The sequence below is a fragment of the Pseudomonas sp. Tn43 genome, from assembly GCF_014192635.1.
Classification (GTDB): Bacteria; Pseudomonadota; Gammaproteobacteria; order Pseudomonadales; family Pseudomonadaceae; genus Aquipseudomonas.
This window is the reverse complement of the sequence record NZ_JACHYG010000002.1, coordinates 310,245-336,518: the sequence shown is the minus strand read 5'-3', so window position 1 is coordinate 336,518 and position 26,274 is coordinate 310,245. Positions and strand designations below refer to the sequence as shown.

At 58.3% G+C, this 26,274-nt stretch carries 29 protein-coding genes; 12 read left to right on the top strand and 17 right to left on the bottom strand.

Going from position 1 to position 26,274, the window contains the following annotated elements; all coding sequences use genetic code 11:
- Positions 1-252: 252 nt before the first annotated feature.
- Positions 253-807, top strand: a complete 555-nt coding sequence (locus tag FHW68_RS05835) for a YSC84-related protein (protein WP_095633404.1) — start codon at positions 253-255, stop codon at positions 805-807.
- 63 nt (positions 808-870) lie between these two features.
- Here FHW68_RS05835 and FHW68_RS05830 read toward each other — a convergent pair whose 3' ends face one another.
- The 4 genes from FHW68_RS05830 to FHW68_RS05815 all read right to left on the bottom strand — a co-directional run bounded on the left by FHW68_RS05830 (position 871) and on the right by FHW68_RS05815 (position 3,968).
- The gene (locus FHW68_RS05830; RefSeq protein WP_095633403.1) at positions 871-1,467 is read right to left on the bottom strand and encodes a LysE family translocator; all 597 of its coding nucleotides are present in this window, start codon (positions 1,465-1,467) and stop codon (positions 871-873) included.
- A gap of 51 nt (positions 1,468-1,518) precedes the next feature.
- A complete protein-coding gene (locus tag FHW68_RS05825; protein ID WP_183679296.1) occupies positions 1,519-2,355 on the bottom strand; it encodes an AraC family transcriptional regulator in 837 nt (278 codons plus the stop codon).
- A 66-nt stretch (positions 2,356-2,421) separates the two neighbouring features.
- Positions 2,422-2,898: a VOC family protein gene (locus FHW68_RS05820; RefSeq protein WP_183679294.1), complete on the bottom strand. Its 477-nt coding sequence runs from the start codon at positions 2,896-2,898 to the stop codon at positions 2,422-2,424.
- A 140-nt stretch (positions 2,899-3,038) separates the two neighbouring features.
- On the bottom strand, positions 3,039-3,968 hold the full coding sequence (locus tag FHW68_RS05815) for a LysR family transcriptional regulator (protein ID WP_183679292.1): 930 nt from the start codon (positions 3,966-3,968) through the stop codon (positions 3,039-3,041).
- 155 nt (positions 3,969-4,123) lie between these two features.
- Between FHW68_RS05815 and FHW68_RS05810 the strand changes: the two genes are divergently transcribed.
- The 3 genes from FHW68_RS05810 to FHW68_RS05800 all read left to right on the top strand — a co-directional run bounded on the left by FHW68_RS05810 (position 4,124) and on the right by FHW68_RS05800 (position 6,235).
- Positions 4,124-4,882: a TSUP family transporter gene (locus FHW68_RS05810; protein ID WP_183679290.1), complete on the top strand. Its 759-nt coding sequence runs from the start codon at positions 4,124-4,126 to the stop codon at positions 4,880-4,882.
- 377 nt (positions 4,883-5,259) lie between these two features.
- Positions 5,260-5,622, top strand: coding sequence for a hypothetical protein (locus tag FHW68_RS05805; RefSeq protein WP_183679288.1), 363 nt, complete (start codon positions 5,260-5,262; stop codon positions 5,620-5,622).
- A 307-nt stretch (positions 5,623-5,929) separates the two neighbouring features.
- Entirely contained in the window at positions 5,930-6,235 is a 306-nt protein-coding gene (locus FHW68_RS05800) for a panthothenate synthetase (RefSeq protein ID WP_095631502.1), read from the top strand.
- Between the two features lie 164 nt (positions 6,236-6,399).
- Here the strand turns inward: FHW68_RS05800 and FHW68_RS05795 are convergent, their stop codons facing one another.
- The 3 genes from FHW68_RS05795 to FHW68_RS05785 form a co-directional block, all read right to left on the bottom strand.
- Positions 6,400-7,569: a hypothetical protein gene (locus FHW68_RS05795; RefSeq protein ID WP_183679286.1), complete on the bottom strand. Its 1,170-nt coding sequence runs from the start codon at positions 7,567-7,569 to the stop codon at positions 6,400-6,402.
- Positions 7,570-7,750: 181 nt separating this feature from the next.
- Entirely contained in the window at positions 7,751-8,086 is a 336-nt protein-coding gene (locus FHW68_RS05790; RefSeq protein WP_050683375.1) for a hypothetical protein, read from the bottom strand.
- A 131-nt stretch (positions 8,087-8,217) separates the two neighbouring features.
- Positions 8,218-8,607, bottom strand: coding sequence for a c-type cytochrome (locus tag FHW68_RS05785; RefSeq protein WP_183679284.1), 390 nt, complete (start codon positions 8,605-8,607; stop codon positions 8,218-8,220).
- Positions 8,608-8,740: 133 nt separating this feature from the next.
- On the opposite strand from FHW68_RS05785, the gene FHW68_RS05780 reads away from it, so the two are divergent.
- Complete coding sequence (locus tag FHW68_RS05780) at positions 8,741-9,538, top strand: alpha/beta fold hydrolase (RefSeq protein WP_183679282.1); 798 nt, start codon at positions 8,741-8,743, stop codon at positions 9,536-9,538.
- A 15-nt stretch (positions 9,539-9,553) separates the two neighbouring features.
- Here the strand turns inward: FHW68_RS05780 and yfcF are convergent, their stop codons facing one another.
- Positions 9,554-10,186, bottom strand: a complete 633-nt coding sequence (gene yfcF / locus FHW68_RS05775) for a glutathione transferase (RefSeq protein WP_183679280.1) — start codon at positions 10,184-10,186, stop codon at positions 9,554-9,556.
- 239 nt (positions 10,187-10,425) lie between these two features.
- Here yfcF and FHW68_RS05770 point away from each other — a divergent pair, with 239 nt between their 5' ends.
- The 3 genes from FHW68_RS05770 to FHW68_RS05760 are packed head-to-tail and all read left to right on the top strand — an operon-like array spanning position 10,426 to position 12,094.
- Complete coding sequence (locus FHW68_RS05770; RefSeq protein WP_095631507.1) at positions 10,426-10,998, top strand: thioesterase family protein; 573 nt, start codon at positions 10,426-10,428, stop codon at positions 10,996-10,998.
- Positions 10,999-11,057: 59 nt separating this feature from the next.
- Positions 11,058-11,561 carry a DUF4231 domain-containing protein gene (locus FHW68_RS05765; RefSeq protein ID WP_095631508.1) on the top strand — a complete coding sequence of 168 codons (504 nt, stop codon included), beginning with the start codon at positions 11,058-11,060 and terminating at the stop codon, positions 11,559-11,561.
- Positions 11,562-11,608: 47 nt separating this feature from the next.
- The gene (locus FHW68_RS05760; protein ID WP_183679278.1) at positions 11,609-12,094 is read left to right on the top strand and encodes an adenosine-specific kinase; all 486 of its coding nucleotides are present in this window, start codon (positions 11,609-11,611) and stop codon (positions 12,092-12,094) included.
- A 194-nt stretch (positions 12,095-12,288) separates the two neighbouring features.
- Here FHW68_RS05760 and FHW68_RS05755 read toward each other — a convergent pair whose 3' ends face one another.
- Complete coding sequence (locus FHW68_RS05755) at positions 12,289-13,110, bottom strand: MinD/ParA family protein (protein ID WP_095631510.1); 822 nt, start codon at positions 13,108-13,110, stop codon at positions 12,289-12,291.
- A 355-nt stretch (positions 13,111-13,465) separates the two neighbouring features.
- Between FHW68_RS05755 and FHW68_RS05750 the strand changes: the two genes are divergently transcribed.
- Positions 13,466-14,326 (top strand): CAP domain-containing protein, encoded by an 861-nt coding sequence (locus FHW68_RS05750; protein ID WP_183679276.1) that lies wholly within the window; start codon positions 13,466-13,468, stop codon positions 14,324-14,326.
- A 224-nt stretch (positions 14,327-14,550) separates the two neighbouring features.
- Here FHW68_RS05750 and FHW68_RS05745 read toward each other — a convergent pair whose 3' ends face one another.
- Genes FHW68_RS05745 through FHW68_RS05735 form a run of 3 tightly spaced genes read right to left on the bottom strand, consistent with a single transcriptional unit; the run spans position 14,551 to position 18,099 of the window.
- The gene (locus tag FHW68_RS05745) at positions 14,551-15,783 is read right to left on the bottom strand and encodes a nucleoside permease (RefSeq protein ID WP_183679274.1); all 1,233 of its coding nucleotides are present in this window, start codon (positions 15,781-15,783) and stop codon (positions 14,551-14,553) included.
- Positions 15,784-15,832: 49 nt separating this feature from the next.
- Positions 15,833-16,936 (bottom strand): sugar phosphate isomerase/epimerase, encoded by a 1,104-nt coding sequence (locus FHW68_RS05740; protein WP_183679272.1) that lies wholly within the window; start codon positions 16,934-16,936, stop codon positions 15,833-15,835.
- On the bottom strand, positions 16,933-18,099 hold the full coding sequence (locus tag FHW68_RS05735) for a Gfo/Idh/MocA family protein (protein ID WP_371916202.1): 1,167 nt from the start codon (positions 18,097-18,099) through the stop codon (positions 16,933-16,935). Before FHW68_RS05735 ends, FHW68_RS05740 begins: the two co-directional genes overlap by 4 nt.
- A gap of 201 nt (positions 18,100-18,300) precedes the next feature.
- Here FHW68_RS05735 and FHW68_RS05730 point away from each other — a divergent pair, with 201 nt between their 5' ends.
- Positions 18,301-19,302, top strand: coding sequence for a LacI family DNA-binding transcriptional regulator (locus tag FHW68_RS05730; RefSeq protein WP_183679270.1), 1,002 nt, complete (start codon positions 18,301-18,303; stop codon positions 19,300-19,302).
- A gap of 10 nt (positions 19,303-19,312) precedes the next feature.
- The gene (locus FHW68_RS05725; RefSeq protein ID WP_183679267.1) at positions 19,313-19,819 is read left to right on the top strand and encodes a heme-degrading domain-containing protein; all 507 of its coding nucleotides are present in this window, start codon (positions 19,313-19,315) and stop codon (positions 19,817-19,819) included.
- Between the two features lie 83 nt (positions 19,820-19,902).
- On the opposite strand, the gene FHW68_RS05720 is transcribed toward FHW68_RS05725, so the two are convergent.
- From FHW68_RS05720 to FHW68_RS05710, 3 genes are all read right to left on the bottom strand, one after another.
- Complete coding sequence (locus FHW68_RS05720) at positions 19,903-20,556, bottom strand: peroxiredoxin (RefSeq protein WP_183679265.1); 654 nt, start codon at positions 20,554-20,556, stop codon at positions 19,903-19,905.
- A gap of 116 nt (positions 20,557-20,672) precedes the next feature.
- Complete coding sequence (locus FHW68_RS05715) at positions 20,673-21,413, bottom strand: TorF family putative porin (RefSeq protein WP_183679263.1); 741 nt, start codon at positions 21,411-21,413, stop codon at positions 20,673-20,675.
- Between the two features lie 118 nt (positions 21,414-21,531).
- Positions 21,532-23,274, bottom strand: coding sequence for an amidohydrolase (locus tag FHW68_RS05710; RefSeq protein WP_183679261.1), 1,743 nt, complete (start codon positions 23,272-23,274; stop codon positions 21,532-21,534).
- 643 nt (positions 23,275-23,917) lie between these two features.
- Between FHW68_RS05710 and FHW68_RS05705 the strand changes: the two genes are divergently transcribed.
- Positions 23,918-24,274, top strand: coding sequence for a DUF6124 family protein (locus FHW68_RS05705; RefSeq protein WP_183679259.1), 357 nt, complete (start codon positions 23,918-23,920; stop codon positions 24,272-24,274).
- Between the two features lie 232 nt (positions 24,275-24,506).
- Here the strand turns inward: FHW68_RS05705 and FHW68_RS05700 are convergent, their stop codons facing one another.
- Positions 24,507-25,529: a helix-turn-helix transcriptional regulator gene (locus tag FHW68_RS05700; protein ID WP_183679257.1), complete on the bottom strand. Its 1,023-nt coding sequence runs from the start codon at positions 25,527-25,529 to the stop codon at positions 24,507-24,509.
- Positions 25,530-25,637: 108 nt separating this feature from the next.
- Positions 25,638-26,171, bottom strand: a complete 534-nt coding sequence (locus FHW68_RS05695; protein ID WP_183679255.1) for a cysteine hydrolase family protein — start codon at positions 26,169-26,171, stop codon at positions 25,638-25,640.
- Positions 26,172-26,274: the final 103 nt, after the last annotated feature.

Below are 26,274 nucleotides of genomic sequence, written 5' to 3'. Positions count from 1 at the left end.
TTTACAGTTGGCCACTTCCTGGAACTAACAATATTTACTTTCGGCCATCGCAATTTCTGACGACGAACCTGGCTGATACACAGAGGTCAAAGCAGGTGATGACGTCGCCAATGATCAAAGGCCTCATTCAAGGGCGAAGTCAGTAGCTCACATACTTTAGGGTGCGCCGGATAGTTTCAGCAGGCTCGGATTGTCCGAGGAGCAAGTGCTGACTGCTGCTCATATCCTCTGCTCCCGTATTGGAGTACTAACATGACTCAGTCAATGCGGTTCTTCCTGTCGATCGTCCTTGCGACACTGGCATCGGCCAGCTTCTTGAACACTGCGGGTGCGGCAACTGCCGAGGATCTGGATGTCGATGCTCGGCAAGCGTTGCAAACGCTGTACAAGTCCACGCCCTTTGCTGAAAGCATTTCGCACAACGCCAAAGCGATTCTTGTCTTCCCGAAAATCATCAAGGCGGGCCTTGTGTTCGGCGGCAGCTATGGCGAAGGCGTATTGTTGAAGGACATGAAAGTCGAAAATTATTACAACTCCGTAACCGGGTCCTGGGGCCTGCAAGCCGGCGCCCAGTCGTATGGCTATGCGGTTTTCCTGATGACCGATAAAGCCGTGGACTACATACGTAAAACCAAGGGGTGGGAAATCGGCGTAGGCCCCACCGTTGTAATGGTTGATGAAGGGGTGGCGAAGAATCTGTCCAGCACAACCGTGAAGGACGATGCCTACGCGTTCATTTTCGACCAGCAGGGGTTGATGGCCGGGATCAGCATCGAAGGAACCAAGATTTCCCTGATCAAGCGCTAGGACCGCTCGCTTGGCGCATGGATGCGCCAGTCGCTGAGTCAAGCGACCTGTCCACTCAACGATCTACACCAGCATGGCTAACCAGGCCGACACCAGCAGCAAACAAGCCAGTGCAGTGTTCAGGCGTTTGAATGCCTGCGGCGAACCAAAAGCCCGGGCACTGCCCACGCCGAGCAACGCCCACAAAGTCATGCACGGCACGGAGACCAACAAAAACAGCAGCGACAACACCACCAGCCGCAGGGTCTTGTCGCCCTCACCGACAAATACGCTCACTACCGCTACCGCCATCATCCAGACCTTGGGGTTGACCAATTGCAGCGTGGCGGCACCGAACACGCTGAGGCCTTCGTCACGCGAGGTGGTCGGGGCCAGGGACGGCGGCGCACTTTGGAATATCTGCCAGGCGAGCCAACTCAACCAGAGCACTCCGGCCCAAGCCATTGCCTGCTGCACACGCGCAAACCGCAGCAGCGTTTCGCCCATGCCGAGCCCCACCGCAAACACAATCAGCGCCGCCGCCCCGCAGGCTGCAAAAATGATGGGCAGTGTGGCGCCCAGCCCCCGCCGCGAACTGTGGCTCAACACCAGAATATTGGTCGGCCCCGGGGTAATAGAAGCCACGAAGGCAAACAGCAGGAAAGGCAACAACGATTCCATGGAATGGACTCCTTGATCAGACAGGAATCCATGGTCGCGAATCGGCGAAGTTCAGTCTGGAAGGTTTGAGCAGCGCTTGCGGTAATCCGCGGGTGTGAGCTGGTAGGCACGGCGGAACCAGCGCCCCATATGACTTTGATCGGCAAACCCGAGGGTACTGGCCACCTGTGCCGGTGACTCGCCCTGCGCCAGCAGCTGTCGCGCCTTGGCCAGGCGCAACTGGATCAAATATGCATGAGGCGCCAGCCCAAAGGCTGCCTTGAAGGCGCGTGTCAGACGAAAGCGATCGACACCACAGGCTGTGGCCAGATCATCCAGCCCAATGTCTTCATAGACATGAGCATGCAAATAGTCACGCGCAACCTGGGCCACCCACGGCAGGCGCGGATCAAAAGCCTGACGCTTGCGCCAATCAAGATGGCCAGTGAGCGCCCCCAACAACGTGTCGATGGCGCTCTGGCGCACTATGCGCAAGTCGCCCTCATGGAGTGCGTGGAAGGCTTGGAAAATGGCAGTGGCCAGGCGCGGATCCTGGCTCAGGGTGTCGGCAAAACCCGGATGACTGTTGGCCGGCGCATGCTCGAACAACGCGTGCAACTCCCGCTCCAGCCAATGTGGATCGAGGTAGAGCATGGAATAGGTAAACCCCTCCTCGGTCGGTGCATGCCCATCGTGGATTTCACCCGGCTCCAGCATGAATACCTTGCCCGGCGTACTGAGGTGGCGAACGCGCCGGCAATTGAACTGCTGCACGCCCTGCTCGGTGACCCCCACCAGAAAACTGTCATGCCAATGCGGATCGTAGGCATGCCCCTGAAAATGGGCACGAATTGATTCAATCCCGGTATCGGCGTCCTGGGACAGCTCAATCCAGTTGCGTCTATCCACGCAAGGCTCCATCGGTTCAGCGTCATCTGTGCGGACGACTAAATTACCGCGCAATGGAAATAACGTTTAGAAGATTTGTGCAGGCTCCTGGGCAAACGCATCCTTGATGAATGCCTCCAACTCTTTCTCTTCAAGCAGTTCAATAGAAAAATGCCCAAAGCGTTTCGGTAACCAGATTATGCGTGTCCCGCTGGGCGATTGCAGATCATCGCGAGACAGTGGTTTTCCGTTCTCGTTTTCCGGCTGGACTCCGGCCTCGATCAATTCGTCGTAGGCTGCCTCAATATCTGATGTGGAATAGCAGTGACGATAGATCGTACCTTCGCCGTTGGAGTCCATCAGCGCCTTGAGATTGCCGGTAAACGGTTGTACCAGCATCAGGCGCTCCGTTCCAAACATGACGATCGCATAGCGCACATGCAAACCGTCGCGCTGCCAATCAAGTGTTCTGGAAATCCTGGCGCTGAAGACTCGGGCGTAATAGCTGCACGCTTCCTCGAGGTCTTTGACGAGAACATCCACGTGGCTGAACTTTAATTTCAATGGCCTCACCCTTTTCAGACATACGATTCGTTTGCTGTCAGTCCGGGTATTCTGATTCGCTAACCTTTGCGATAGCTACTGATGTCTGCATTCGGTTCAAAAACGGTCATTCCGTTCAAGGTGCCTTGCAGTCCAGCCGACTAAAGCGTCACCGCGTGCTTTCGACCAAGGCTGTCGCCAAAACCACGGATCACATCCAACAACGACTTCACCCGCAGCGGCAGATTCCCGGCCGGGTACACCGCGTGCATCTGCGGGCTTTCACCGCCGCTGGAGGTGAGTTTGTACTCGGGACAGACCCGCAGCAGGCGCCCCGCTTCCACTTCGGGCTCCGCCATCCAGTCCGCCAGGCGGGCGATCCCGACGCCCGCCAGCGCCGCCTGGAACACCGCCGAACCGGAGCTGAAACGAAACTTTGGATGAACCCGAAAGCTGATGGCCTGCTCCTCGCTGCGAAAATTCCACTCCTTGAGAATCCGCGGCGCCGTATGCAGGATCAGCGAGTGCGCCTCCAGCGCCTCGATGGAGTCGGGCATCCCGCGCCGCTCCAGATACCCGGGGCTGGCATACAGGTAGCGTGAATAATTCCAGAGCGGATAGCCGATCAGGTCACTGGATTGCGCAAACGCGCCGCGAATCGAGAAGTCCAGCTTGCTCTTGGCCGGGTCGATGAGCTCATCGGTGAAAATCACATCGACATTCACGTCTGGATAACGCTCGCTGTACTGCGCGATCAACCGGGGCAATACCCCGTGGCCGAGAAACTCGGGTGCGGAAAAGCGGATCCAGCCATAGGCCAGGCCGCTGAGGCTGGCCAGGTCTTCATCCGCCTCACGTTGCAGATCCAGCATTTTGTAAGCGTGAGGCATCAAGCGCTCACCCGCTTCGGTCAAGCTCACGGCATTGGACGAGCGATTGAACAACTTGACCCCGACACTTTCCTCCAGGGCTTGAACGGCACGGGTCAGCGCGCTGGGGGAGCGCCCCAGAGTACGTGCCGCCGCGACGAAACTGCGCTTGCGAGCCACCGTCGCGAAGGCTTCAAGTTCCCCCAACATGTCCAATACCATGCTCCACCTCGTTGCACTTTTCACAACGTGGTATTGCAACACATTAAAAGCCCTTCCGTTAACCTTCCTGCTCAAGGACGCGGGCAAGCCGATGCGATGAAACACGTAGAAGCCGCCGGACGCTCACCCACCCTTCAACGTCAGAGCCTGATTTCATGGTCGATATTGTCATCCTTTGCGTGTTCGCCTTCGCCGCCGGCCTGATCGATGCTGCGGTGGGCGGCGGCGGACTGATCCAGATACCCGCGCTGTTCAACGTGCTGCCCACGGCACAACCGGCGGCGCTGCTCGGTACCAATAAAGTCGCGGCAGCCTGCGGCACCGCCTTCGCGGCCCGGTCCTTCGTGCGCAAAGTGGTGATCAACTGGGGCTTGGTGATCCCCGCCGCCTGTGCGGCGTTTGTCATGGCCTTCTTCGGAGCGGCCACGGTGTCGTTCGTCCCCCAGTCGATGATCCGGCCGGCGGTGCTGGTGTTGATCGTGCTGATGGCGATCTACACCTTCTGGAAAAAGGACTTCGGCGCCCTGCACAAACCCATGCACATCGGTACCTGGGAAAAACTGCTGGCGATCGTCATCGGCGGTGCCATCGGCTTCTACGACGGACTGTTCGGTCCCGGCACTGGCAGCTTCCTGATCTTCCTGTTTATCCGCTGCTTCGCCTTCGACTTCCTTCATGCCTCGGCGTCGGCCAAGCTGGTGAACATCGCGACCAACGTAGCGGCGCTGATATTCTTCATCCCGACGGGTAACGTGCTCTACCTGATCGCAATCCCCATGGCGGCATTCAACATCCTGGGCGCGCTGACCGGCACCTGGCTGGCGGTTCATAAAGGCGTGCCTTTTGTCCGTGCTCTGTTCCTGGTGTTGCTGGTGATTCTGATCAGCAAACTGTCCTACGACCTGTTCGTGTAAACCTGAAGGAGCGATATGTAGCAGCTGGCGAAGCCTGCGTTCGGCTGCGTAGCAGTCGTAAAATCAGAAATTGCGGTGCGTCAGGCAGACCGCGTTAGCCGGATTCACGACTGCTACGCAGCCGAACGCAGGCTTCGCCAGCTGCTACAAGGAATGCGTCACGCCTGAAACTGCTTAACTGGCTGGCATTGTGCTTTGTCGTTGGGACGTGTGCGCTCATGGCGCCGGTTTGTCCGGCATGGACGCGCCACTTGCCCACTACGTTTCAACCATTGCTGGCATCGATAGTCACCATCACGTCAATGAAGTTCTCATAAAAAATCCTCGGCGTAACATCCGCTCCATACCCAACCAATAACACCCCGGAGCACACCATCATGAAACGCCAAATCATCCTCAGTATCGCTTTCTCGGTTTTTGCAGTTAACGCTTTTGCCGCGTCTTCTACTCACCCGGTTGTCGCTGAAGGCGGCTCGGATCGTCTGATTGAAAATCGCATTGCCGAGGGCGGTTCGGATCGTCTGATCGAGAACCGCGTCGCTGAAGGCGGCTCGGATCGTCTGATCGAGAACCGCGTTGCTGAAGGTGGTTCGGATCGTTTGATCGAGAATCGCGTTGCTGAAGGTGGTTCGGATCGTCTGATCGAGAATCGCGTTGCTGAAGGTGGTTCGGATCGTCTGATCGAGAATCGCGTTGCTGAAGGTGGTTCGGATCGTCTGATCGAGAACCGTACTGCATGAATAAGTCGCTGTACGCAACACTCAACCAAAAAACCCGGCCTCATCAGCCGGGTTTTTTCATGGTTTTTTTGCCCCTGAATCATTAAAGACAAGCCACCGGGCACGACTTTCTTTCATCGAGGATTTGCAGGCGGATTCATCAGCCCGATGAACCGAAACGACCGTCCGTAACCCCTGCCCCGGCAGCTTCGACCCCTTCGCTATGCTTAACCACACCCGCTGGCTCTGCCGAACGCACCGCTGGCGGCAACTTCGTCAGGAGTAAGGATCCGGGTAAGGAGCACGTCACTTCAACAGAGTACGAATAATGAAAATGCTACTGATGGTCGAGTTTCCCCATGAGCCTTTCAACGCGCTTGTCAGGTCCGGGAAAATCGGCGAAATCATGAACCGCGTGCTGGAAACCATTAAGCCGGAGGCGACTTATTTCACTGAGCAGGATGGAATGCGAAGCGGGATTTTTCTGATCGATATAGAAGACCCCTCCGAAATTCCCGGCTATGCGGAACCCTTCTTTCTCAACTTCCAGGCCAACTGCAAATTCCGAGTGGTCATGAGTGCGCAGAACCTGCAGGACGCAGGTCTGGAGGAGCTCGGAAAAGCATGGGCGTGAGGTGCGATCAGTGAGAAACCTGTGGCGAGGGAGCTTGCTCCCGCTTGAGTGCGTAGCACTCACAAAAATCGGCATTTACTGTCGGACTTTTTGGGGCCACTACGCAGCCCAGCGCGAGCAAGCTCGCTCGCCACAAGCGGTTTCCGTCGTTCCAGGCACCGGCGTCAGAAACGAAGTACCGCAGCGGCTCCGGTGCCGGTTGGCATGACGTGTTCTGGAGGAAGCATCACCACTTCACCGCCTTGGCGAAGCACCAGAAGAATCAGCTCCTCAAGCACATCCGGAGCGCCCTTGCTGCCGCTGTTATCGAGAATCAACGTGCCGTTGTCCTTGTCCAGCGTACCGGGGATTTGTCGGTCCGCTTCCACCAACAGCAGTTCAACGCGGCCGTCGAAGGCCGCGTGGGCGATATCGGCCAGACGCGCTCCGGCAAGCCCCTGACCCACCGCTATACCGTAGCGATTCAAGGCATCAATGAGTCGATCTTCGTGAATATCCTGAATCAACCTGGCGCATTGCGTCCTGAGTTCTTCGACGCTTGAAAGCGATGGATCGTTATTGATGCCCTTGGGCAAGAGCTGCTGGTTATGGCTGACAGCCCTGAACACCGCCTGATTTTCAGGCAATGCCACCAGTAGCAGCGGCAATCCCGAGGGCTGATGTTCCTCAATGGCCTTGTCGAGCGCACGGAAAAACCGTTCCCGGTCCAGGTTGATTTCGTCTTGCTTACCGCCGCCGGCAGACTCGTGCGTCATCGAATCGCCGCGCTCGCCGCTTCTGCCGTGCCCTCCCGGAAATCCTTGCTGATTGCTTGGAGTCAGCTCGCTGCCCAGCGCATCGTTCTGATTGCGTGGCACTTGTGGCGCCAGTTCGATTTTGTCCAGTTGCCGGGAAGAGCCTTCATACATCCAGACCTCATCGCGGGTCAGGCACAACACCTGGTAACGCTCCAGGGACGGCTCCAGACATAGCAGCGGTTTGAGGACAGGATGGGATTGGACGAAAGCCCCTTCGGGCAGCGGCTGGTGCACGCTGATGACTTTGAAATAATCCCGGGTGCCGAATACAGCGATGCCATCGCCATTGGAACGCCAGAATGACGGATCTTTTTCCAAGGCCAGAAACGGCTCGATCAGTGGCTTGGGATCCTGTTGCGGATACCGCTCTTGCAGCAGCGACTGCAACTGTCGGACCAGGTTTTTGTAGCGAATCGGATCCTGAGCGCGCTCCGCAAGTATCCGATGGGTCGGCATATACAGCGAAAGACTGGGTTGTGCGTCGAACGCCAGCAGCTCAGCCAATGCCTGCCGGGTAAAGGGTTCATGAACGGTCATGGCCCGTCTCCTTATTCTTCGGCCGTTTACTGTCGGTAGAAGAACATCGATGGAGCGGAGTTCCCGGCATGGGACAACTGGTAAAAGCCTTGACGGTTACCTGCAACCCTGACGAAAAAGCCCGGTAAAAACCGGGCTCATCATGTGAAAACACATTCGTCAGTCAGGCAAAGCGCTGCGCTTACTGAACGGTTTTCAGCTTGACCACATCACCAGAGATTGTGGTGGTGTAACCGGTCAGGACCCAAGCCCAGAACCAGTTTTCCTGCACCTGGGTGTTGATCATTGCGTCGCCGCCACGGGCTTTGATTGCGGCATTCTGAGCGCGGATGAAACGGTTGTTCTGCTGAATCGGGATGAGGCCGAACAGCAGGAGGCCAGTGGCGGTCGCTTCACTGTGGCCGACAACGGTGTACTGGTTGCTGTCGTACTGCTGAGTTTTCATCGGGGTGCCGGTGCAACCCGCCAGAACCAGACCGAACAGGGCTACGGCAACGACTTTGCTGAGGTAATTCACTGAGTCACTCCATTAGAAATACCCGGGATCCGTCTCTCGGGCGGTGCCTACTTTAACGGATGAAGTGGCTCATTGATATCACTTGTACAGACTTTATACGCATCCAGAAACGGGTTGATTACACACACCGATTATTGCGGCTGAAATGTCTGAAGGTAGGCCAACAGGTTTTCGATCTTCTGCGGATCGCTCAGGCCCCAGAAAATCATCCGGGTTCCGGGGACCACTTCTTTTGGCGCTTCGATGTATGCGGCAAGGGTTTCGCCGGTCCAGACGATGCCGGATGATTTCATCGCGGATGAATATTGGTAGTCCGTCGTGCTTCCCGCCAGGCGCCCAAAAATGGCATTGAGTTGTGGACCAAAGGAGCCTCGTGCCGATGTCCCCACTTGATGACAGCCGCCGCAAATGCGGTTAAACAGTTTCTGACCGGCCTGAGCATCCCCCGCCGCTTCTGCTGGCGTGCTGAATAAACCGGTACTGAGCATCCAGGCGAAGGCAAGGACAACGGCGTTTTTCATGCGGGGCTCCAAATCAGGTGTGGCTGACAGCAAAAGCGGGCGGCTATTTCATCATGACTGGCTGCGACATCGAAGCCTTGAAGCTAATCTATAACTCTCCTTGTGCCATTAGCGTCGTTGCAGGAGCGGCAGAATGAAACCCGTCGAACCCTTTTTTCGGGACTCGGGCAAAGGCCCGGGCGTTGTCTGCTTTCACGCCAACGCGAGTCATTCGGTGCAGTGGCGTGAACTGCAAGATCAACTGGCCGCAAAGTTTCGGGTCCTGGCGCTCGATTCGTTTGGCGCCGGCAAGAGCCCGGCGTGGCCCACCGATCGGATCGTCACCCTCAGTGAAGAAGCGCGCTTCGCCGAACCGGTGCTCGCCCGTGCCGGCGAACCGCTCATTCTGATCGGTCATTCTTATGGTGGTGCTGTGGCGTTGATCGCGGCATTGCAGAACCCCGGCCGGGTGCGCGCCATGGCTTTGTATGAGCCCACCTTGTTTGCCCTGATCGAGTCTGAATCGCCGCCACCCAATGAGGCGGATGCCATTCGTGAAGTCGTCGCAAACGCCGGGCTGGCAGTGGAGGCGGGTAACCTGGACGCAGCGGCCCGGCACTTCATTGACTACTGGATGGGTGCCGGCGCCTGGGAGCAAACCCCGGAACAACGCAAGCCCTCCATCGCCGCCGCCGTGGCCAATGTGCAAGGCTGGGCTCACGCATTGCTGAACGAGCCGACGCCATTACAGGCGTTTCGCTCGCTCAACCTGCCCGTGCTTTTCATGGTCGGCAAGGATTCGCCGGCATCCTCACGGGCAGTGGCGCGGCTGTTGACCGGCGCACTGCCGAACGTTGAAGTGGTGGAACTCGAGGGGCTCGGCCATATGGGGCCCATTACGCATCCTGACGTCGTCAATCAGGTCATCATGCAGTTTATTGAGCGCATTTGACCTGACCTCACACCGTTACAGCGCAGGACGTTGCAGATTGACCCACTCCTGCACCGCAGGCCGCTGCCATTGACGCTGGGCGTATTCCACCAGCGCGCGGGGCACGGCGTCACCGTTGAGTATCAGCCGGTTGAGCATCACGGCCAGATCCACATCGGCGATCGACCATTGTCCGAACAAATACTCGCGGCCGTCAGCCAGTAGCGCTTGTGCGGCATCGATCAGCTTGCGCGTGGCTGATTCGGCAGCGGGCGACAAGGGCCCTGATTTGAGGCCATAAAACACCACCAGTGTGGAACGTTCCTGCCGGATGGGCAGCAGGTCACTGCGCAGCCACGCCTGGATTTGTCGTGCCTTGGCGCGCTGCCTCTGTTCTTGCGGGTAAACCGGCGTCTGCGGAAAAACATCTTCCAGGTATTCAGTGATCGCCGACGATTCAGACAAGGCAAAATCGCCATGCACCAGCGTTGGTACACGCTGGGTCAGCGAGAGGCTGGCATAGTTTTCTGTCTGGTTTTCGAACGCGTCCAGGTCCAACGGGCTCAGTTCGAACTCGATGCCCTTTTCGCGAAGGGCCACGAAAACCGACATGGCATAGGGGCTGGTGAATTGAGCATCAACGTACAGGCGCAGGCGGGAATCATTCACGAAGACATCTCCATAGGGTGAGCAGACACGCTACGACTTCCCAAGCCATAAAGAAAATGCATGATTTTTATGAGGGCATTCCTGAGCGGAATACCGGTTGGCGGGCACCGCTGAAATGACGGCCACGCACACGAATGATCCAATTGCGCTTTTCACCTGAAAAAAGTCATTTGTGCACCTACCTCGCGGGCATTCCTCGTCCTAAAGTGCACCGATCTACCCTCGCCCTCGGACGACTAATGAACCTCTGGTTTCGACTGTTCCTCATGCTGTTTCGTCGCCCATGGCGCAAGCCCGTTGACGCCTTGGCCACCACCGTCATCCGCATGCGCGTCTGGCCGCTCGATCTGGACCTCAATCGGCACGTCACCAATGGCCGCTATTTCACCCTGGCCGACGTGGGTCGCATGGACTTCGTCCTGCGCAGCGGTGCCTATCGCGTAGCCCTGCGTCACAGGGCGGTGCCGATCGTCGGGGATACCTGGGGCAAGTTTCGGCGGGAGCTGAAGTTGTTCGAATCGTTCGAGATTCATACCCGAATACTTGGCTGGGACGATAAGTGGAGCTTTATGGAACACCGCTTTGTGAGTAAAGGACGGGTAGTCGGCGTCGTCATGATGCGGGGGCTATTTCGCGCGGCCAAAGGCACGGTGCCACCTGCCGAATTTGTCCGGGAACTGGGGTTGGCTGAACAATCACCCCAGATGTCGCCGTGGCTGACGGCCTGGTCGCAGAGCTGCGACGACATGAGCCGACAACTGCGAGAGGAAGAAGGCCCGGCGTCTCAGCTGCGTCCTGTCTCTGAACCCTGACCAAGCGGGCAAATAGAAGCTAATATTCCCCTGAATCCCCTCTGCCAAGGACTGCAACCATGAGCCGGCTCGAGCTACTGACCAAATGGAATCGCATGATTGTCCGGTTGCAGATTGAACACGAAATCAGCGCCCGGGATTTCGAGAAATTCAGCTGGAAACTGGGCATCCCCTGCGTGGTGCTGTCGGCGATCGTCAGCGCCAGTGTCTTTGGCTCAATCAGTGACTCCTCGCCCGTATGGCTCCAATACCTGGCCGGCGTGCTGTCACTTCTGACTCTGGTGTTGAGTTCGGTTCAGACCTTCCTGAACTTTGACACCCGGGCTGCCGGGCACAAAGAAACCGCCGAGAAACTCGGGGCGATATCGCGTGAGATTCAGGACGAAATCGCCAGCGGCAAAGACGAAGCGATCCTGGGCCCAATCGTTTTGGATATCCGCAAGCGCATTGATTCGATTCTGCTTGATGCACCGACCTTGCCCAAGTCGACGATAAGGAAACTGGGGGATGTTCGCGTCTCCACAGAGCCACCGCCAGCGGAGCAAGACACCGTCCCGGCTTGATCAACGGCCAGACCAGGCCCGCAGCATCGTGAAAGGAGGCGTTTGCCATGCAACTCATCACGTTGAAAATCGACAAGCCAGAAGCGACGAACTTCATTTTGGGCCAGGCGCATTTCATCAAGTCCGTCGAGGATCTCCATGAAGCGTTGGTCAATGCCGTGCCAGGTATTCAGTTTGGCGTGGCTTTTTGTGAAGCCTCCGGCAAATGCCTGGTGCGATGGTCCGGCACCGATACCGCCATGATCGAACTTGCGCAGAAAAACGCGCAAGCCATTGCCGCGGGCCATAGCTTCATCATTTTCCTGGGCGACGGTTTTTATCCGCTGAACGTGTTGAACACCATCAAAATGGTGCCGGAGGTGTGCCGGATTTTTTGTGCGACGGCCAATCCCACCGAGGTGATTCTCGCTGAGACGAAACAGGGACGCGGGATTCTGGGCGTGGTGGATGGCTTCTGTGCCAAAGACATTGAAGGTGATGAAGACATTCTTTGGCGCAAGAATCTGTTGCGCCAGATTGGCTACAAATCGTGATTTGAGGCTGTGGACACTAAGTCAGTAAAGCCGTAATGCGATCCGTAGCAGCTGTCGAGCTCCAGCGAGGCTGCGTGTGTCAGCCGGATTAACGACTGCTTCGCAGCCGAACGCAGCCTCGCTGGAGCTCGGCAGCTGCTACACAAGAACTGCGCCGCGGCTTAAATTCATCACGCCTTGTGCATCCTTGCGTCTCACCTACCCGAATTCTGCACCAGTTGCTCGACAAAAAACTCCACATGCCCTCTCGGATGCGTCGGCAATGGCCAGGTGTCGACGTTGCGAGCCAGGGCCTGGAAGGCCTGGGCGCATTTGGAACGGGGAAAAGCTTCAAACACCGCACGCCCCTTCTGCACCGCTTTGTGCGCACATTCATCGTTGGGTATCGCGCCGACGTATTGCAACGAGACATCCAGGAACATGTCGGTAATCTTTTCCAGCTTGGCAAACAGATTGCGGCCTTCCGCCGGACTGCCGGTCATGTTGACCAACACCCGAAAACGATGCAGACCGTGGTTCAGGTTGAGCAGTTTGATCAGCCCGTAGGCGCCGCTGATCGAGGTCGGTTCATCGCACACGACCACCATCACTTCCTGGGCCGCGCGGATGAAGTTGACCACTGAACCACCAATACCGGCGGCGGTATCGATCACCAGCACATCCAGCTTGTCGCCAATATCGCTAAAGGACTGGATCAGCGCACGGTATTGCGCCGCCTCCAGATGAGTCATGCTCTGCAAGCCCGAAGAGGCCGGGGCAACACGAATGCCGCCAGGCCCAGGCAACAGCGCCTCGGACAGCTCGCAACGCCCTTCGATCACATCAGCCAGCGTATAGCGCGGCGTCAGCCCCAGCAGAATATCGATATTCGCCAGGCCCAGATCCGCGTCGAGCAATACAACGCGCCGCCCCATTTTTGCCAGCGCCAACGAAAGATTGACCGCCACCGTTGTCTTACCCACGCCACCTTTACCGCCCGTGACAGCGATAACCTGCACGCAATGCACATCATCCATTTCGTCTTCCTTCCTTGCGCATCGTGTGCCAGTACGTCATGGCCACCGTCCAGATGTCGCAAGAATAGCTGAAAAGCGCGAAATAGCCGCGTCGTCTTCCGACGAGAGGCACTTCGCCACCTGCCATCGACTGTTTTAACGAAAACGCTGCTAATAGGTTGATTCAGAGAATGACATTGCGCTCCCGAATGCTCCCACGGCGACACCGCTAAATTTGTCTCTTCCCCTCGTGAACCAGTCTTCAGGCCCGCAGTCTTAGCCGTGCCGTAAAAATGCTCGCCTGCGAAGCACTCGTTCGGTCATTGCTCGTCCCTATCCCACTTTATTGTCGTCATCTCATCAGAGTTGTTCGTTCATGCGCCCAACCGTCCGCCGCTGTCGCTTTATCTCGCTGTGCCTGATGCCTTTGCTCCCGTTGCTCGTCAGCCCCGCCCATGCCAGTGGAGAGCGGCAACTGGTGGAAGTCATCAACGATTACCGCGCCGATCCCGATCGCTGCGCAGGGCGTACGGGCAAGCCGTTGCGGCCACTGTCCCTGAAATCGAACCTGGCTTTGCCGGTCGGCTATGGTGGCGGTTTGCGCAATGCCTTGAAGGCCAACGGCTACCAGGCAGTGACGGTGCGCTCCATTCGCGTGGTCGGCGCACAAGATGCCGAAGAGGCGTTTGACCTGCTTGAGAGCGACTATTGCGGGGCGCTGCTCGATACCCAATTCGCCGACATCGGCGTCACTCGCACCCGCAGCGAATGGCAGATCGTGCTGGCGCAACCGGTATTAGACGGCCGTGCCGGTGATTCGCGAGCGGCGGGCAAGACGTTGCTGGCACAGGTCAACGCGGCACGGGCCAAGCCACGCATGTGCGGGCGCCAACGCTTTGCCGCCGCACGACCGTTGACCTGGAATGCCGCTCTGGGCGCCGCTGCGCAAGGCCACAGCAAGGCGATGGCCTACGGTAACTACTTCGCCCACCGCGATCCCGACGGTGATATGCCGTTGGATCGGGCCAGAGCCGCCGGCTATCGAGGCCGGCAGATCGGCGAAAACATCGCCGCCGGGCAAGGTTCACCGAACAAGGCGATGGCCAGCTGGCTGGCCAGCCCCGGCCATTGCGCCAACCTGATGAACCCGATGTTTACCCAAGTGGGCGCAGCCTACACCGCCGATTCGCGCAGCGATAAAGGTGTTTATTGGACGATGCTGTTTGGCGCGCCTTGAGTAAGCTGCGTTCCATAACTCCTGAAATACCAGTCGGCTAATCGCAACACTCGTAGGAGCCAGGCTTGCCGGCGAAGGCGTCCTTCAGCTCGCCTTCGCCGGCAAGCCTGGCTCCTACGAAAAGCGCTCGCAAGACGGCGGCACAATCAACATTGATGTCGCCTGACCCACCTCCATCGCGGACAAGCCCGCGCCCACCGGTTCCGCCGGTATTCGGGCATGATTCAAATACTCGACGGCGCTGCCACACTTTGCCGCCCTTTGAAGGCCAGCGAGAAACAGAAAAATATCGCCAGCGCGAACCCTGCCGGGAACAGCCAGATGCTTTTCCAGTCATGGCTGTCAGCCGACGCATAGTGATCGGTGACTGCCCCGGCCACCCAAAAGCCAATCAGCATGCCCAAGCCGTACGTCGCGAGCGTGATCAAGCCTTGCGCAGAGCTTCTGAAACGTTCCGAGGCTTTGGCATCGGTGTAGATCTGCCCCGAAACAAAGAAGAAGTCGTAGCAGATGCCGTGCAAGGCGATGCCGGTGAACAACATGAACGCGAGGTCCCCGTTGTTGCCGTAGGCGAACAACAGGTAGCGCAACGCCCAGGCCAGCATTCCCACCAACAGCGCGATCTTGATGCCGAAACGCTGGATGAACAGCGGCAGGAGCAACATGAACAGCACTTCCGAGACTTGCCCGATCGCCATCTTGGCGGTTGGATTGGTTACACCGATTTCCGCCAGAAACGGGTTGGCGTTCTGGTAATAAAACGCCAATGGAATGCAGATCAAAATGGAAGCGATGAAGAACACCAGGTAACTGCGGTCCTTCAACAAACCCAAGGCGTCCAGCCCCAGCATCTGCTTCAAGCCGACACTGCCCGGCTCAGGTTTGAGCGGCGCGGTGCGCGGCAGGCTGAAGCTGTAGATGCCCAGCACGAATGAGGCGATGGCCGACATCAGAAACGTATTGCGCAAGCCACCGGATGAGATCGCTTGTTGTGAATCCCAGGCAAACACAAAGCTGATCACCCCGCCCGCCACAATCCAGCCGATGGTGCCCCACACCCGGATCCGCGAGAACTCCACGGCCGGGTCGCGCATCTGCCGGAAGGCCACCGAACTCACCAACGCCAGCGTCGGCATGTAGATCATCATGTAGGCCAGCACGAACGGGTAAAACCCACTGAAGTCAGGCGCTCGATAGAGTTGCAACAGCAGCACCGCGCCGATCAGATGCAACACCGCAAGAATGCGCTCGGCATTGAAGTAGCGGTCAGCAATCAAACCGATCACAAACGGCGCGATGATCGCCCCCCAGGACTGCGTCGAGAACGCCATGCCGATCTGCCCGCCGCTCGCCCCAAGATTACTGGAGAGGAAGGTGCCGAGGGTCACGAACCATCCGCCCCAGATAAAGAACTGCAGAAACATCATTACGCTTAATCGCGCACTCATCATGGTCATATCAATCACCGTCTTTTTGTTTTTTTTGAGGGGAGAAAGAACAGATTTTTCAGGCGTCAGGCAAACCCAATAGCCGTCGATTGAAACGCTCGTCGGACGCCACGCTGGCGAAGTCGTCAAATGCCTTTCGGGTTTTGCTGATCATGTGCTGCCGGATGAACTCTGCGCCTTCTGCCGCGCCCTGTTGCGAATCCTTCAGGCAACACTCCCACTCCAGAACCGCCCAGCCGGCAAAGTCGTACTGCGTTAACTTGCTGAAAATCGACTTGAAATCGATCTGCCCGTCGCCCAGGGAACGAAAACGGCCAGGCCGTTCGACCCAGCCTTGATAGCCGCCGTAGACACCCGAACGGGCATCGGGCCGGAACTCGGCGTCCTTGACGTGGAACATGCGGATGCGCTCGTGGTAACGATCGATGAAGCCCAGATAGTCCATTTGCTGAAGCAGCAGATGGCTCGGGTCGTAGAGGATCGCAGCGCGTGGATGGTGATCGACGGCCTCAAGGAAACGCTCGAACGAGGCGCCGTCATGCAGGTCTTCGCCGGGATGGATCTCGTAGCAGAGGTCGACGCCGGCTTCTTCAAAACAATCGAGGATCGGCATCCAGCGCCTGGCCAGTTCGGCAAAACCCTGCTCCACCAGCCCGCTCGGGCGTTGCGGCCACGGGTAGACATAGGGCCACAGCAGCGCACCGGAAAACGTCGCGTGCGCCTTCAGCCCCAAGCGTTGGCTGGCGCGCGCGGCGAGCTTCAATTGATCGATGGCCCACTCGGTGCGGGCCTGAGGCTGACCGCGTAAATGTTCGGGGGCAAAGTCATCGAACAATGTATCGAACGCCGGATGCACCGCCACCAGTTGCCCCTGCAGATGCGTCGACAGTTCGCTGATTTCGACACCGGCCTGGGCGCAGACGGCTTTCAATTCGTCACAGTAATCCTGACTGTCGGCGGCGCGCGCCAGGTCGATGTACTGCGTGCCCAGGGTCGGCAATTGAATGGCTTTGTAACCCTGCGCCGCGGCCCAACGGGCAATGTTGGCGAGCGTGTCGAAAGGCGCTTCGGCGGACATGAACTGCGCGAGAAAAATGCCCGGGCCGCGCAGGCCTGCCGGTGCTGGGGAGGTTTGGTTCACGGGAGGGTTCTCCGGATTCATGGGTTGCAGACCAGTGGGGTCCACTTCGCGTCGCCGCGATGATTGGCAATCACAGCCTCGATGAACGCCATGCCACGCAACCCGACCTCGATGCCCGGCACGCCCGGCGCATCGTTGCCTTCAATGTTGCTGCGGATCGCAGTGGCGAAATCACCATAGAGATTGGCCATGGCCTCGAGATACCCTTCGGGATGCCCGGCCGGCAAACGCATGCGCTGGCTGGCGGCCTCGCACAACCAGGGCTGGCCGATACCGGAACGAAGGATGCTCAACGGTTGATCGAGGGAGCGATGGACCAGGCTTGCGGGCTCTTCCTGACGCCATTCCAGCCCGCCCTTGTCGCCATAGACGCGAATCTTCAACGGGTTCTCTTCGCCGGCGCAGACCTGGCTGGCGATCAACACCCCGCTGGCCCCGGCGGCCATTTTGAACAGCATCGCCGCGTCATCGTCCAGTTGCCGCCCGGCAACGTGCGAACCCAAGGTTGCGCACACCTGCTCGATGGGTTGGTCCGCGACGAATTCGGCCAGTGAAAAGGCATGGGTGCCGATGTCGCCAATGCAACCGCCCAACCCGGACTGTTCGGGCTGATCGCGCCAACTCGCCTGCTTGTTGCCCTGCCCGGCCACGTCCCGGCTCAACCAGCCCTGCGGGTACTCGACGATGACCTTGCGCACCGCGCCGATCACGCCGGTACGCACCATCTTGCGCGCCTGCCAGACCATCGGATAACCCAGATACGTGTGGGCCAATCCGTAGAGGCGGTCGCTGCTTTTCACCACGGCCTTGAGCGCCAGCAGCTCGGACAGATTCAGTGCCGCGGGCTTTTCGCTGAACACATGAAAACCCGCGCTCAGGGCCTGGCTGGCGATCGGCGCGTGCAAGTGATTGGGGGTGACGATGACCAACAGCTCCATGCGCTGGTCGACAGGCAGTGCGCGCTCGTTGTCCAGCAGCTGTTGCCAGTCGCTGTAGCAGCGTGACGCGGACAATCCCAGCGCGGCGCCAGTGTTCTGATTGTTGCGGGCGTCTCGGCTGAATGCGCCGCATACCAGTTCAAAACGACCATCGAGGCCGGCGGCCTGGCGGTGGGCTTTGCCGATGAAGGCGCCCTCGCCGCCGCCGACAAACCCCATTCTTATTTTTGCCATTGCACCATTCATCGCGAATTTTCTCTTGTTCGGGGCGGATTAACGCTCCAGGTTTGACTATGATGTAACCGGTTACATCATGCCGGAAATTTAGGCTCAGTTACTTCCAGTGTCAAACCCGGGATTAAAAATGAAGCTCATTTCAGCGCACGGCCGGACTGCGGTAAGCTCGCCAGCCACGTGTACATCTGTCGGTTCGATAACGAGGTTGTCTTGTCCAATATCCGTGAAGTAGCCCGGCTGGCCGGCGTCTCGGTGGCCACCGTGTCCAGAACGCTGAAGTCGCCCGAACGCGTACTCCCCGACACCCGGGACAAGGTCAACGCAGCCGTGGAACAGGCCGGCTACCGGCCGAACCTCATGGCCGTGCAGTTTCGTTCGCGCAGAACCGGCAACCTGGTGATTCTGGTCCCGGCCATTGCCAACACGTTTTTCGCACGGGTGATCAGCGGTGCCCAACAGGCGGCGCAGGCGGCCGGTTATCGACTGCTGCTGTGCGACACCCAGGGCCGCGAGGAAATCGAACGCGAATTTGCTGCCCTGGTGTACGCCCACCAGGCCGACGGCGTGATTCAGTTGCGCGCCTACGACCCTTTTGAATCGCCCTTCCCCCATGGCGAATCACTGCCCCTGGTCAATGCCTGCGAAGTGATTCAGGGCGGGCGGCATCCAACCATCAGCCTCGACAACCGGGCGGCGGCCAAGGCCATGACGGAGCATCTGATCGATCTGGGCCATCGCCGGATCGGCCTGATCAAAGGCCCGAAAAGCAGCCCGCTCACACGCGACCGTGTGGCCGGTTATGAAGATGCATTACACCAGGCCGGTATCGAGCCGGATCCGCAATTGATCTGCCACGGCGACTTCACGTTACAAGCCGGTTTTGATGGCGCGGCAATGCTGCTGGAATTGCCCGACCGTCCGACCGCGTTCTTTTGCGAGAACGATGAAATGGCGATCGGTGCGTTGAAGCGCATCAAACAACAGGGTTTGCGGGTCCCCGACGATATTTCGTTGGTCGGTTTCGATGACATTCCGTTCGCGGCCTACTGTGATCCAGCGTTGACGACCATCGCGCAACCCGCCGAAATCTTTGGCCAAAAAGCCGTTGAAATGCTGATCGCCCTCATCGAAAAAAAGCCCATCCCGGACCCCCATGTGGTGCTGCCGTTCACATTAACCGTGCGTAACAGTACGACCGCCCGAAAGGGATGAGGGAGAAACCATGGACATCAAAACCGACCTGCAACGCACCGCACTCCAGGAAGAAACCCTGAAGTTCGAACGCTTCGACAAAGCGACGGCGTGGGATTTGGGCACCCGTTTGAAAACTGCCTGCGAGAAGCAAGGCGTGTCCGCCACGATTGAGGTCAGGCTGGCGCGGGACACCGTGTTTTTCTACTCGATGCCGGGAACCGCTGCCAGCCATGCCGACTGGGCACGACGCAAGCGAAATGTCGTGGAACTGATGGAACTCAGCTCGTACCGCGCCGGCCTGTCCTTCAAGCTTCAGGGCGATACCCTCGAGAGTTTGATGGGCTTGCCCCTGCGTGATTACGCCGATCATGGCGGCAGCTTTCCGATATCGGTCAAAGGCATGGGGTGCATTGGCGCCGTCACCGTTTCAGGGCTGCCCCAACGTGAGGATCATGCCCTGGTGGTTCAGGTGTTGGCCCGGATGTGCGGGGCCGACCCTAGCGAACTTGCGCTTGAGGGCGAACCAGTCAGTTAAGCCCCGATGCGATCTGTAGCAGCTGAAAGAGGCTCACCAGGCAAGGCACCTGGCGGGCCAAATTGTGCTCCCCAACAGCTCGGCTACTTCGGTTGCGCCACCATGCGCAAATAAGGTTTCAGCGTCTTGAAGCCATCCGGATATTTCTTCCTGGCGTCCTCGTCGGAGACCGACGTGGGAATGATCACATCCTCGCCCGGGCGCCAGTTCACCGGAGTGGCGACGGTGTGCTTGGCGTTCAGTTGCAAAGAATCGAGCAGACGCAGCACTTCATCGAAGTTGCGTCCGGCACTCATCGGATAGATCAGCATCGCCTTGACCTTTTTGTCCGGCCCGATGATGAACACCGACCGCACCGTAGCGTTGTCCACGGCAGTCCGTGCGCCGCCACTGGCATTCGGATGAATCATGTCGTAGAGCTTCGCCACCACCAGGTTCTCGTCCCCGATCATCGGATAATTGACTGCATGCCCCTGGGTTTCTTCGATGTCTTTGGCCCAGCTCTGGTGATTACTGACAGGGTCGACGCTGAGCCCCACGATCTTGGTGTTGCGTTTATCGAACTCTGGCTTGAGCCCTGCCATATAGCCAAGCTCAGTGGTGCACACCGGGGTGAAATCCTTGGGATGCGAAAACAGAATCGCCCACTTGTCCCCGATCCATTCGTGGAAATGCAGCGGGCCTTCGGTGCTTTCGGCAGTAAAGTCCGGTGCTTCGTCGCCAATACGGATTGCCATGATCGTTCTCCTTACTGAGTTGTAGGGAAGCCGCTGGCTGCTGCACCAGCGGCATTCAGGATCTGTGTTGAACCTGTCAACGCGGATCAGTATAGGAGACGCTTGAGCACGCGGGCTTAGAAGGCCTTGCTGGCACTGGCGACCACGGTGGCCGTGCACAGATCGTCATAGCCGTACCAGCTCGCGCATTCGCTTTTCGACAGGTCGGTATCGATGTAGCTCAGGCCCCAGGTCACGCCGACGAAATCACGGGTCAGTTTGGCTTCCCACTCGGTGTAGGCATCGCGACTTTCACCGTTGGCGGACCAGAAAGCCGGGTCTTTGACATCGTTGCGACCCACGCGCAGGTCCAGGCCGATCTCGGCCGGCAATTCGATTTTGTAGCTGAGGTAGGTGTAGAGGGTGTCCTGGTCCTCACCAAAGAAGTTCGGCGTATCGTTTGAGTAGTTGGCGCTGAGCTTGACGCCATAAACGTCAAGGATGGCGTAGACCTCACTCATGTTGAATTGGCCTTCCTTTGGATAGTCGTACTTGATGTAGCCCAGATCGAGACTGATTGCTTCGCTCGCCTGCCAGTAGTAACCCGCGTAGTACTCGAGTTCCTGCCGGGTTTTGTAGGGGCCGCCGAAATCGACATTGGAGGTCCAGGCACCAATGTACAAGCCGCTGCTGTGCACCAGCGTGGCGCCGGCCTGAACCGCCGGGTCCCCCAGGGTTTGCGAAATGCCACGGGAGCGATAGTCACTGAAAACGCCCAGAGTCAGGTCCAGGCTGAAGTTATCGTCAAGCGTCAGTGCCTGGCTGGTCAGGGGCGCCAATACAAGGCTGGCAACGGTCAATGCTGAGCGTACGTTCATACAGGTCTCTTATTTTTATGGATCAGCGGGTGATGTCGGGCACGGCGTTGCCCGGCCCCTCGTCATGCGAGGAGCAGGAGCATTTATTTTTTGGGTGCTGCCGGCGAGCGGTCAGGGGTCAGGACGCGGGGGCGTAAACCTGCTTGCCAGCGAAGAAAGTCTTCAGGACCTTGGTGTTGAACAGTTCGTCGTCGCTGACCTTGAACACATCGCGGTCGAGGATGATCAAGTCGGCCTGTTTGCCGGGCGCCAGCGAACCAATCTGTTGCTCCAGCCGCAGGGCTTTGGCGGCATTGAGGGTGTAGGCGTAGAACATGGTCTGGCGATCAATGCTTTCCTTGGCATTCAACACACCCAGCGGCCCTTTGCGGGTGCTGGCCTGAGCGATGGCATTCCACGGGTTGGGGCTGGACACCGGCCAGTCACTGCCACCGGCGATGACCGCACCGGCGTTATGCAGGGACCCGGCGGGATACTGGTAACCGTAAGCGAACGCGCTGATATACGGTTTGACCAACTCCACCGTGTAAGACTCGCCGGTGGCCCACAGCAGCTGCATGGAAGCAATCACGCCAAGCTGTTTGAAGCGTGGGAACTCCTTGGGATTGACCAGTTGCAGGTGCGTGATGCTGTGGGCCATCGGTGTCGGATTGAGTTTGCGCGCGTATTCAACACCATTGAGCGACTCACGTACGGCACGGTCGCCGACCGCATGGGTGTGCACAATCCAGTCACGCTTTTCCGCCGCGACCACCAATTCACCAAAGTGCGCCGGGTCGATCAGCAACTGACCGTTTTTATGGCTGTTGCTGAAGGGCACGATCACCGCGGCCGTCTGCCCTGGAAACTCCAGAACGCCGTCAGCGAAGACCTTGATGCCAGGGAAGCTCAGGTTGGGCACGCCGTCGAATTTCTTCATCACCTTGGCCAGCACTTCCAGATCGGCCGGCCGGCTTTTCGGGTTAGCCAGCAGCAGCGCCGCGACGTGGGCATTGAGTTCGCCCTTCTGCGCCAGTTCGCGGTAAAGCGGCAGAACACCGTAACTCTGCTCGGTGGCCTGGAAATCGAGCAGCGAATCGCCACTTCCGGCATTCGCTGCCGCGTCCATCCAGGCGGTAACGCCATATTGGTTATTGACCTTCACCGCCTCGCGGGCAGCCTTGAGCATGACCTCGTTGCCGGGGGCGGGGATTTGACTGCGTACCTTGTCCCAGCGTGACTCGGCAAAATACCCGTTGGGGGTGAAGTCCGCTTCGTGGCCCACGAAGCTGCGATCCTGTTCCGACAGACCTTTTACCAATGCCGCGTCGATCTTCAGACGCTTGAGCATCGCGTTGTTGGCCCATCCGGTATGCCCGTCAATCCCGCTGAGAACCACCGGTTGGTCCGCCCAGCGTCCCTGATTGAAACGCTGACCGAGTTCGCGGCTTTTCTCCCAATAGGCCGAACTCACCCCGCTAATGCTGATCACGTCACCGGCCCGTGCACGCCCCGTTTCATCCTGCTCGATCACCCATTGCTCGAGCTCTGGCAACGGCTTCACTTCATCCAGCAGGTTGGCGCCTTGGCTGTTGAAGGCCGCAACGATCGGGTGGCTATGGGTATCGATCATTCCAGGCATCAGTACTTTGCCCGCCAGATCGATTCGTTGCGTCTGGGCATCGGCCAAGGCGTTGATCTCGGCATCGCTGCCCACTTTAAGTATCTTGCCGTCTTGCACCGCCACGGCCTGAACCAGCCCTTGACCGGGTTCGGCGGTAAAGACCTTGCCGTTGAACAGCACAAGATCAGCAGCGGCCATGGCCTGCGCCGAGGAAAGGGCCAGGGCTGCGGCCAACAGGTTGGGAACGAATAGTCGCATCGGAACACTCTCTTGTTTTTATCGGGCGATTCGGGATGTGGACGCTTGTGACAACGCCTGTGGATCGAGCCCAACGAACGGCGCCTTGGCCGCGCTCAGGCAGTGTCCCGAACAGACGGCCGCAAGCCTCTGACATGCAGGCCTACCCTATAGGGCGCAAACGTCGGATGGACCTCTACAAATGAGGAGGGGTGAGGCAATTAAATGACAGAGATCCGATCTGGTGGGCGACGGACCCTGTGGGGGGCTTGCTCGCGAAGACGGCGGCACAATCAACATAGACCGAAGAGGCTTGTTTAAAAGACCTGAAAGTTACTTCCTGCAAGCTACAAAACCTTGCGCCATTGCCTACGGCTGCACCAGAATCCGCTGGCTTGTGCGGCTATGGGGCGGGCTATATCGTTTCCCTGTCACTGAAAAACAGTGATCGGGTTTGGTAGCCCGCCCTGTAACAGCCGTATGGCAACACCTTATGCCGTCTCTTTTTTGGGGCTCGGCTTTATATGGTGGTCATGCGTGGGGCTCCATTGTGAGCGCCGGGTTTCCTGTTGCAGCCGGTCTACCAACCCGCGTATGGCCGCCACTCTTCGTTTGGTAGCGAAGGTGATGGCTCCTTAAAGTCTGCAACAAGGAGTTTTCATCTATGTTCAAAGTCACACCCAATCCGCCGGACACTGATCCGATCTCCCCGTACGAACCCGATTCAAAGAAGCTCAACGAGGCCGCCGAGCGGGCTCTGAACTTCCACTTCCCGTCGAATGCCGACATCAAAGCCACCTCGCGCACACCCAGCACTATGTTCTCCGTGAACCCACAGACCACAGCCGAAACCCTGGCGGTTTTTTTGGTCGAGACGCTGGCTTCTGTCGATGTGATGGTCCATCAGTTGGTGGATCATCTGGAGGGTGAGTCGCGCTACGCCCTGCTGGGCATTTCAAACAGCATCATGGTGGCGGAGATCACCGCGAACCGGGTGCTGGATAAAATTGCTACGCCTTAGAACTGTGAGCTCCATTCCTCTGTAGGAGCGAGGCTGCTCACTTAAGCGAGACGCTTCAGTAATGCTTACCTTTGTGGCGAGCGAGCTTGCTCGCGCTGGGCTGCGTAGCGGCCCCAAAATCTGATAACAATCGCCGATTTTTGTGAGTGCTACGCACTCAAGCGGGAGCAAGCTCCCTCGCCACAGGTTTCTCACTGACTCAAGACGTTCTTAAGTGAACAGCATTGCGCTCCTACAAGGGGCGCGGCGTATCCGCAAGCGAGGTCGCTGAACGCAGCACCGTCCCCAGTTCCACCTTGCTCTTCACCCCCAGTTGCAGGTAGCAATTGCGCAGGTAGGTTCGCACTGTCGCAGGGCTCAACTCGAGGATTTTGGCAATTTCCTTGTAGGAATGGCCGGCGGCGAACAGCATCGCTGCCGTTCGCTCGCGTGGCGCCAGCATTGCCCCGCGCGATTGGGCTTCGAGCGACAGGATGACGTGCTCGGCGTTAGGGCTCAGTGTCAGGGCGCAGCGGCCCAGGCGCATGACGCAGGGCGCCTTTGGCAGTTGCGCGATCACTTGCGCGGGAAGCATCGAACCGTTCCAGCCGGGTAACTCACGCTCAATGGCGGCACACAGCGTTGCTCCCACATACAGCAAACTGCCGTCCATGCGCGCGACGCCAAAGTCCGACGCGCCGTTACCCGTGTCGAAGCGGATCATGTCCTGCACCTGGAATCGCCACAGCTGCAACAGGTGTTCGCAGAAGGCCGAAAACAGATCGGCCTCGTTGTCGTTGAACGCCCAGGCATCCCTGCCTCGGTAGAGGCAGACGAAGAACATCAAGCCGCTTTCGGGTAATTCGAAGGTGATGCACATCAGGTAATAGAGGTCGTGGCGCCGAGCGAACTCATTCACGTCTTCATTGGGGTCGGTGAAGCCGCTGTCGCGCACAACCTCACCGGGCCGACTGATGGTGTCATCGGAGAATTTGTCGTTGTGCGCACAGGTGTGCCACTCGGCGGTAAACGACTCAGGCAAATTGATTCGCCCGTGCATCCAGTTTCTGGTCGAAATATCGACACCCGGCGCAGACATCTCGCCCCACCAGGCCGAAGCGAAGGGCACCAGTTGGCTGAACGCCTGCAGGCCGTCGGTGATGAAGCGGGAGGCACCGCGATCTCGGGCAAGACGCCCCAGGTGCAAGATGCAAAGGTTGAACGCTTGCAGGGTTGCCATTGACGTCTTGGCGCCCACCTCACCACCCTCCCCCATGTTCTGATCCTGTTCGCTGCATGGCGTATTTTTTTGACCATGCCACAGGCGTAGCGAATGCGTCCAGCCCTGGCATGCAAGCTCCCCCGCCGGGGAGTTGGCGCTGTTTCAGAGTTTTATTTCCCTGGCCGGCATTACGTCGATCCGCGCTACGGAGCCGGTCAGGTGCGCCAGATCCTTGTTGTGTTCGGCGATGATGTCTTCGGCGCTCATCGCGCCATTGCTGATAGTGGAATGGGCGTCGGCCACCAGCACAACGTCATAACCCAATTGATGCGCCTGGCGAACGGTGGTGTTGATGCAGTAGTCGGTTTGCAGGCCACAGATGATCAGGCGGTCGGCCTCCAGCTCTTGCAGATGTTCATGCAAGCGGGTCTGGTAAAACGAATCCGGGTTGGTTTTGCGCACGCGCAGGTCTTGGGGTGAAGTCTTCAGACCCTCGGCCAGTTGCCAGCCTTCGCCGCCGTATTCCAGCAAGTTGCCCTCTTCTTCATGCTGAATCAGGATGACCGGGATGTTGGCGGTTCGGGCTCTGGTGCTGAGCTCGTTGATGGTGCCGATGACGCGCTGGATGTCGAAGCATTCATCATCGTCGGTGCACAGCGCGCGTTGGACATCGATGATCAGGAGTGCAGTACTCATGGCTTCCTTCCTTAGATAGGTCGGTAGAACAATAGAATTCAACTCCCGTTTAACCTGTAGCAACTGCCAAGTTTGCGGGGCTACGTTCGAGCCCCCGTAGGAG

Excerpts from the sequence above, each read along its gene's own strand:
- FHW68_RS05835 (WP_095633404.1), top strand. The coding sequence starts at position 253 with ATGACTCAGTCAATGCGGTTCTTCCTGTCGATCGTCCTTGCGACACTG.
- FHW68_RS05830 (WP_095633403.1), bottom strand. The coding sequence starts at position 1,467 with ATGGAATCGTTGTTGCCTTTCCTGCTGTTTGCCTTCGTGGCTTCTATT.
- FHW68_RS05815 (WP_183679292.1), bottom strand. The coding sequence starts at position 3,968 with ATGGTATTGGACATGTTGGGGGAACTTGAAGCCTTCGCGACGGTGGCT.
- FHW68_RS05810 (WP_183679290.1), top strand. The coding sequence starts at position 4,124 with ATGGTCGATATTGTCATCCTTTGCGTGTTCGCCTTCGCCGCCGGCCTG.
- FHW68_RS05805 (WP_183679288.1), top strand. The coding sequence starts at position 5,260 with ATGAAACGCCAAATCATCCTCAGTATCGCTTTCTCGGTTTTTGCAGTT.
- FHW68_RS05800 (WP_095631502.1), top strand. The coding sequence starts at position 5,930 with ATGAAAATGCTACTGATGGTCGAGTTTCCCCATGAGCCTTTCAACGCG.
- FHW68_RS05795 (WP_183679286.1), bottom strand. The coding sequence starts at position 7,569 with ATGACCGTTCATGAACCCTTTACCCGGCAGGCATTGGCTGAGCTGCTG.
- FHW68_RS05785 (WP_183679284.1), bottom strand. The coding sequence starts at position 8,607 with ATGAAAAACGCCGTTGTCCTTGCCTTCGCCTGGATGCTCAGTACCGGT.
- FHW68_RS05780 (WP_183679282.1), top strand. The coding sequence starts at position 8,741 with ATGAAACCCGTCGAACCCTTTTTTCGGGACTCGGGCAAAGGCCCGGGC.
- FHW68_RS05770 (WP_095631507.1), top strand. The coding sequence starts at position 10,426 with ATGAACCTCTGGTTTCGACTGTTCCTCATGCTGTTTCGTCGCCCATGG.
- FHW68_RS05765 (WP_095631508.1), top strand. The coding sequence starts at position 11,058 with ATGAGCCGGCTCGAGCTACTGACCAAATGGAATCGCATGATTGTCCGG.
- FHW68_RS05760 (WP_183679278.1), top strand. The coding sequence starts at position 11,609 with ATGCAACTCATCACGTTGAAAATCGACAAGCCAGAAGCGACGAACTTC.
- FHW68_RS05755 (WP_095631510.1), bottom strand. The coding sequence starts at position 13,110 with ATGGATGATGTGCATTGCGTGCAGGTTATCGCTGTCACGGGCGGTAAA.
- FHW68_RS05750 (WP_183679276.1), top strand. The coding sequence starts at position 13,466 with ATGCGCCCAACCGTCCGCCGCTGTCGCTTTATCTCGCTGTGCCTGATG.
- FHW68_RS05745 (WP_183679274.1), bottom strand. The coding sequence starts at position 15,783 with ATGACCATGATGAGTGCGCGATTAAGCGTAATGATGTTTCTGCAGTTC.
- FHW68_RS05740 (WP_183679272.1), bottom strand. The coding sequence starts at position 16,936 with ATGAATCCGGAGAACCCTCCCGTGAACCAAACCTCCCCAGCACCGGCA.
- FHW68_RS05735 (WP_371916202.1), bottom strand. The coding sequence starts at position 18,099 with ATGAATGGTGCAATGGCAAAAATAAGAATGGGGTTTGTCGGCGGCGGC.
- FHW68_RS05725 (WP_183679267.1), top strand. The coding sequence starts at position 19,313 with ATGGACATCAAAACCGACCTGCAACGCACCGCACTCCAGGAAGAAACC.
- FHW68_RS05720 (WP_183679265.1), bottom strand. The coding sequence starts at position 20,556 with ATGGCAATCCGTATTGGCGACGAAGCACCGGACTTTACTGCCGAAAGC.
- FHW68_RS05715 (WP_183679263.1), bottom strand. The coding sequence starts at position 21,413 with ATGAACGTACGCTCAGCATTGACCGTTGCCAGCCTTGTATTGGCGCCC.
- FHW68_RS05710 (WP_183679261.1), bottom strand. The coding sequence starts at position 23,274 with ATGCGACTATTCGTTCCCAACCTGTTGGCCGCAGCCCTGGCCCTTTCC.
- FHW68_RS05705 (WP_183679259.1), top strand. The coding sequence starts at position 23,918 with ATGTTCAAAGTCACACCCAATCCGCCGGACACTGATCCGATCTCCCCG.
- FHW68_RS05700 (WP_183679257.1), bottom strand. The coding sequence starts at position 25,529 with ATGGGGGAGGGTGGTGAGGTGGGCGCCAAGACGTCAATGGCAACCCTG.
- FHW68_RS05695 (WP_183679255.1), bottom strand. The coding sequence starts at position 26,171 with ATGAGTACTGCACTCCTGATCATCGATGTCCAACGCGCGCTGTGCACC.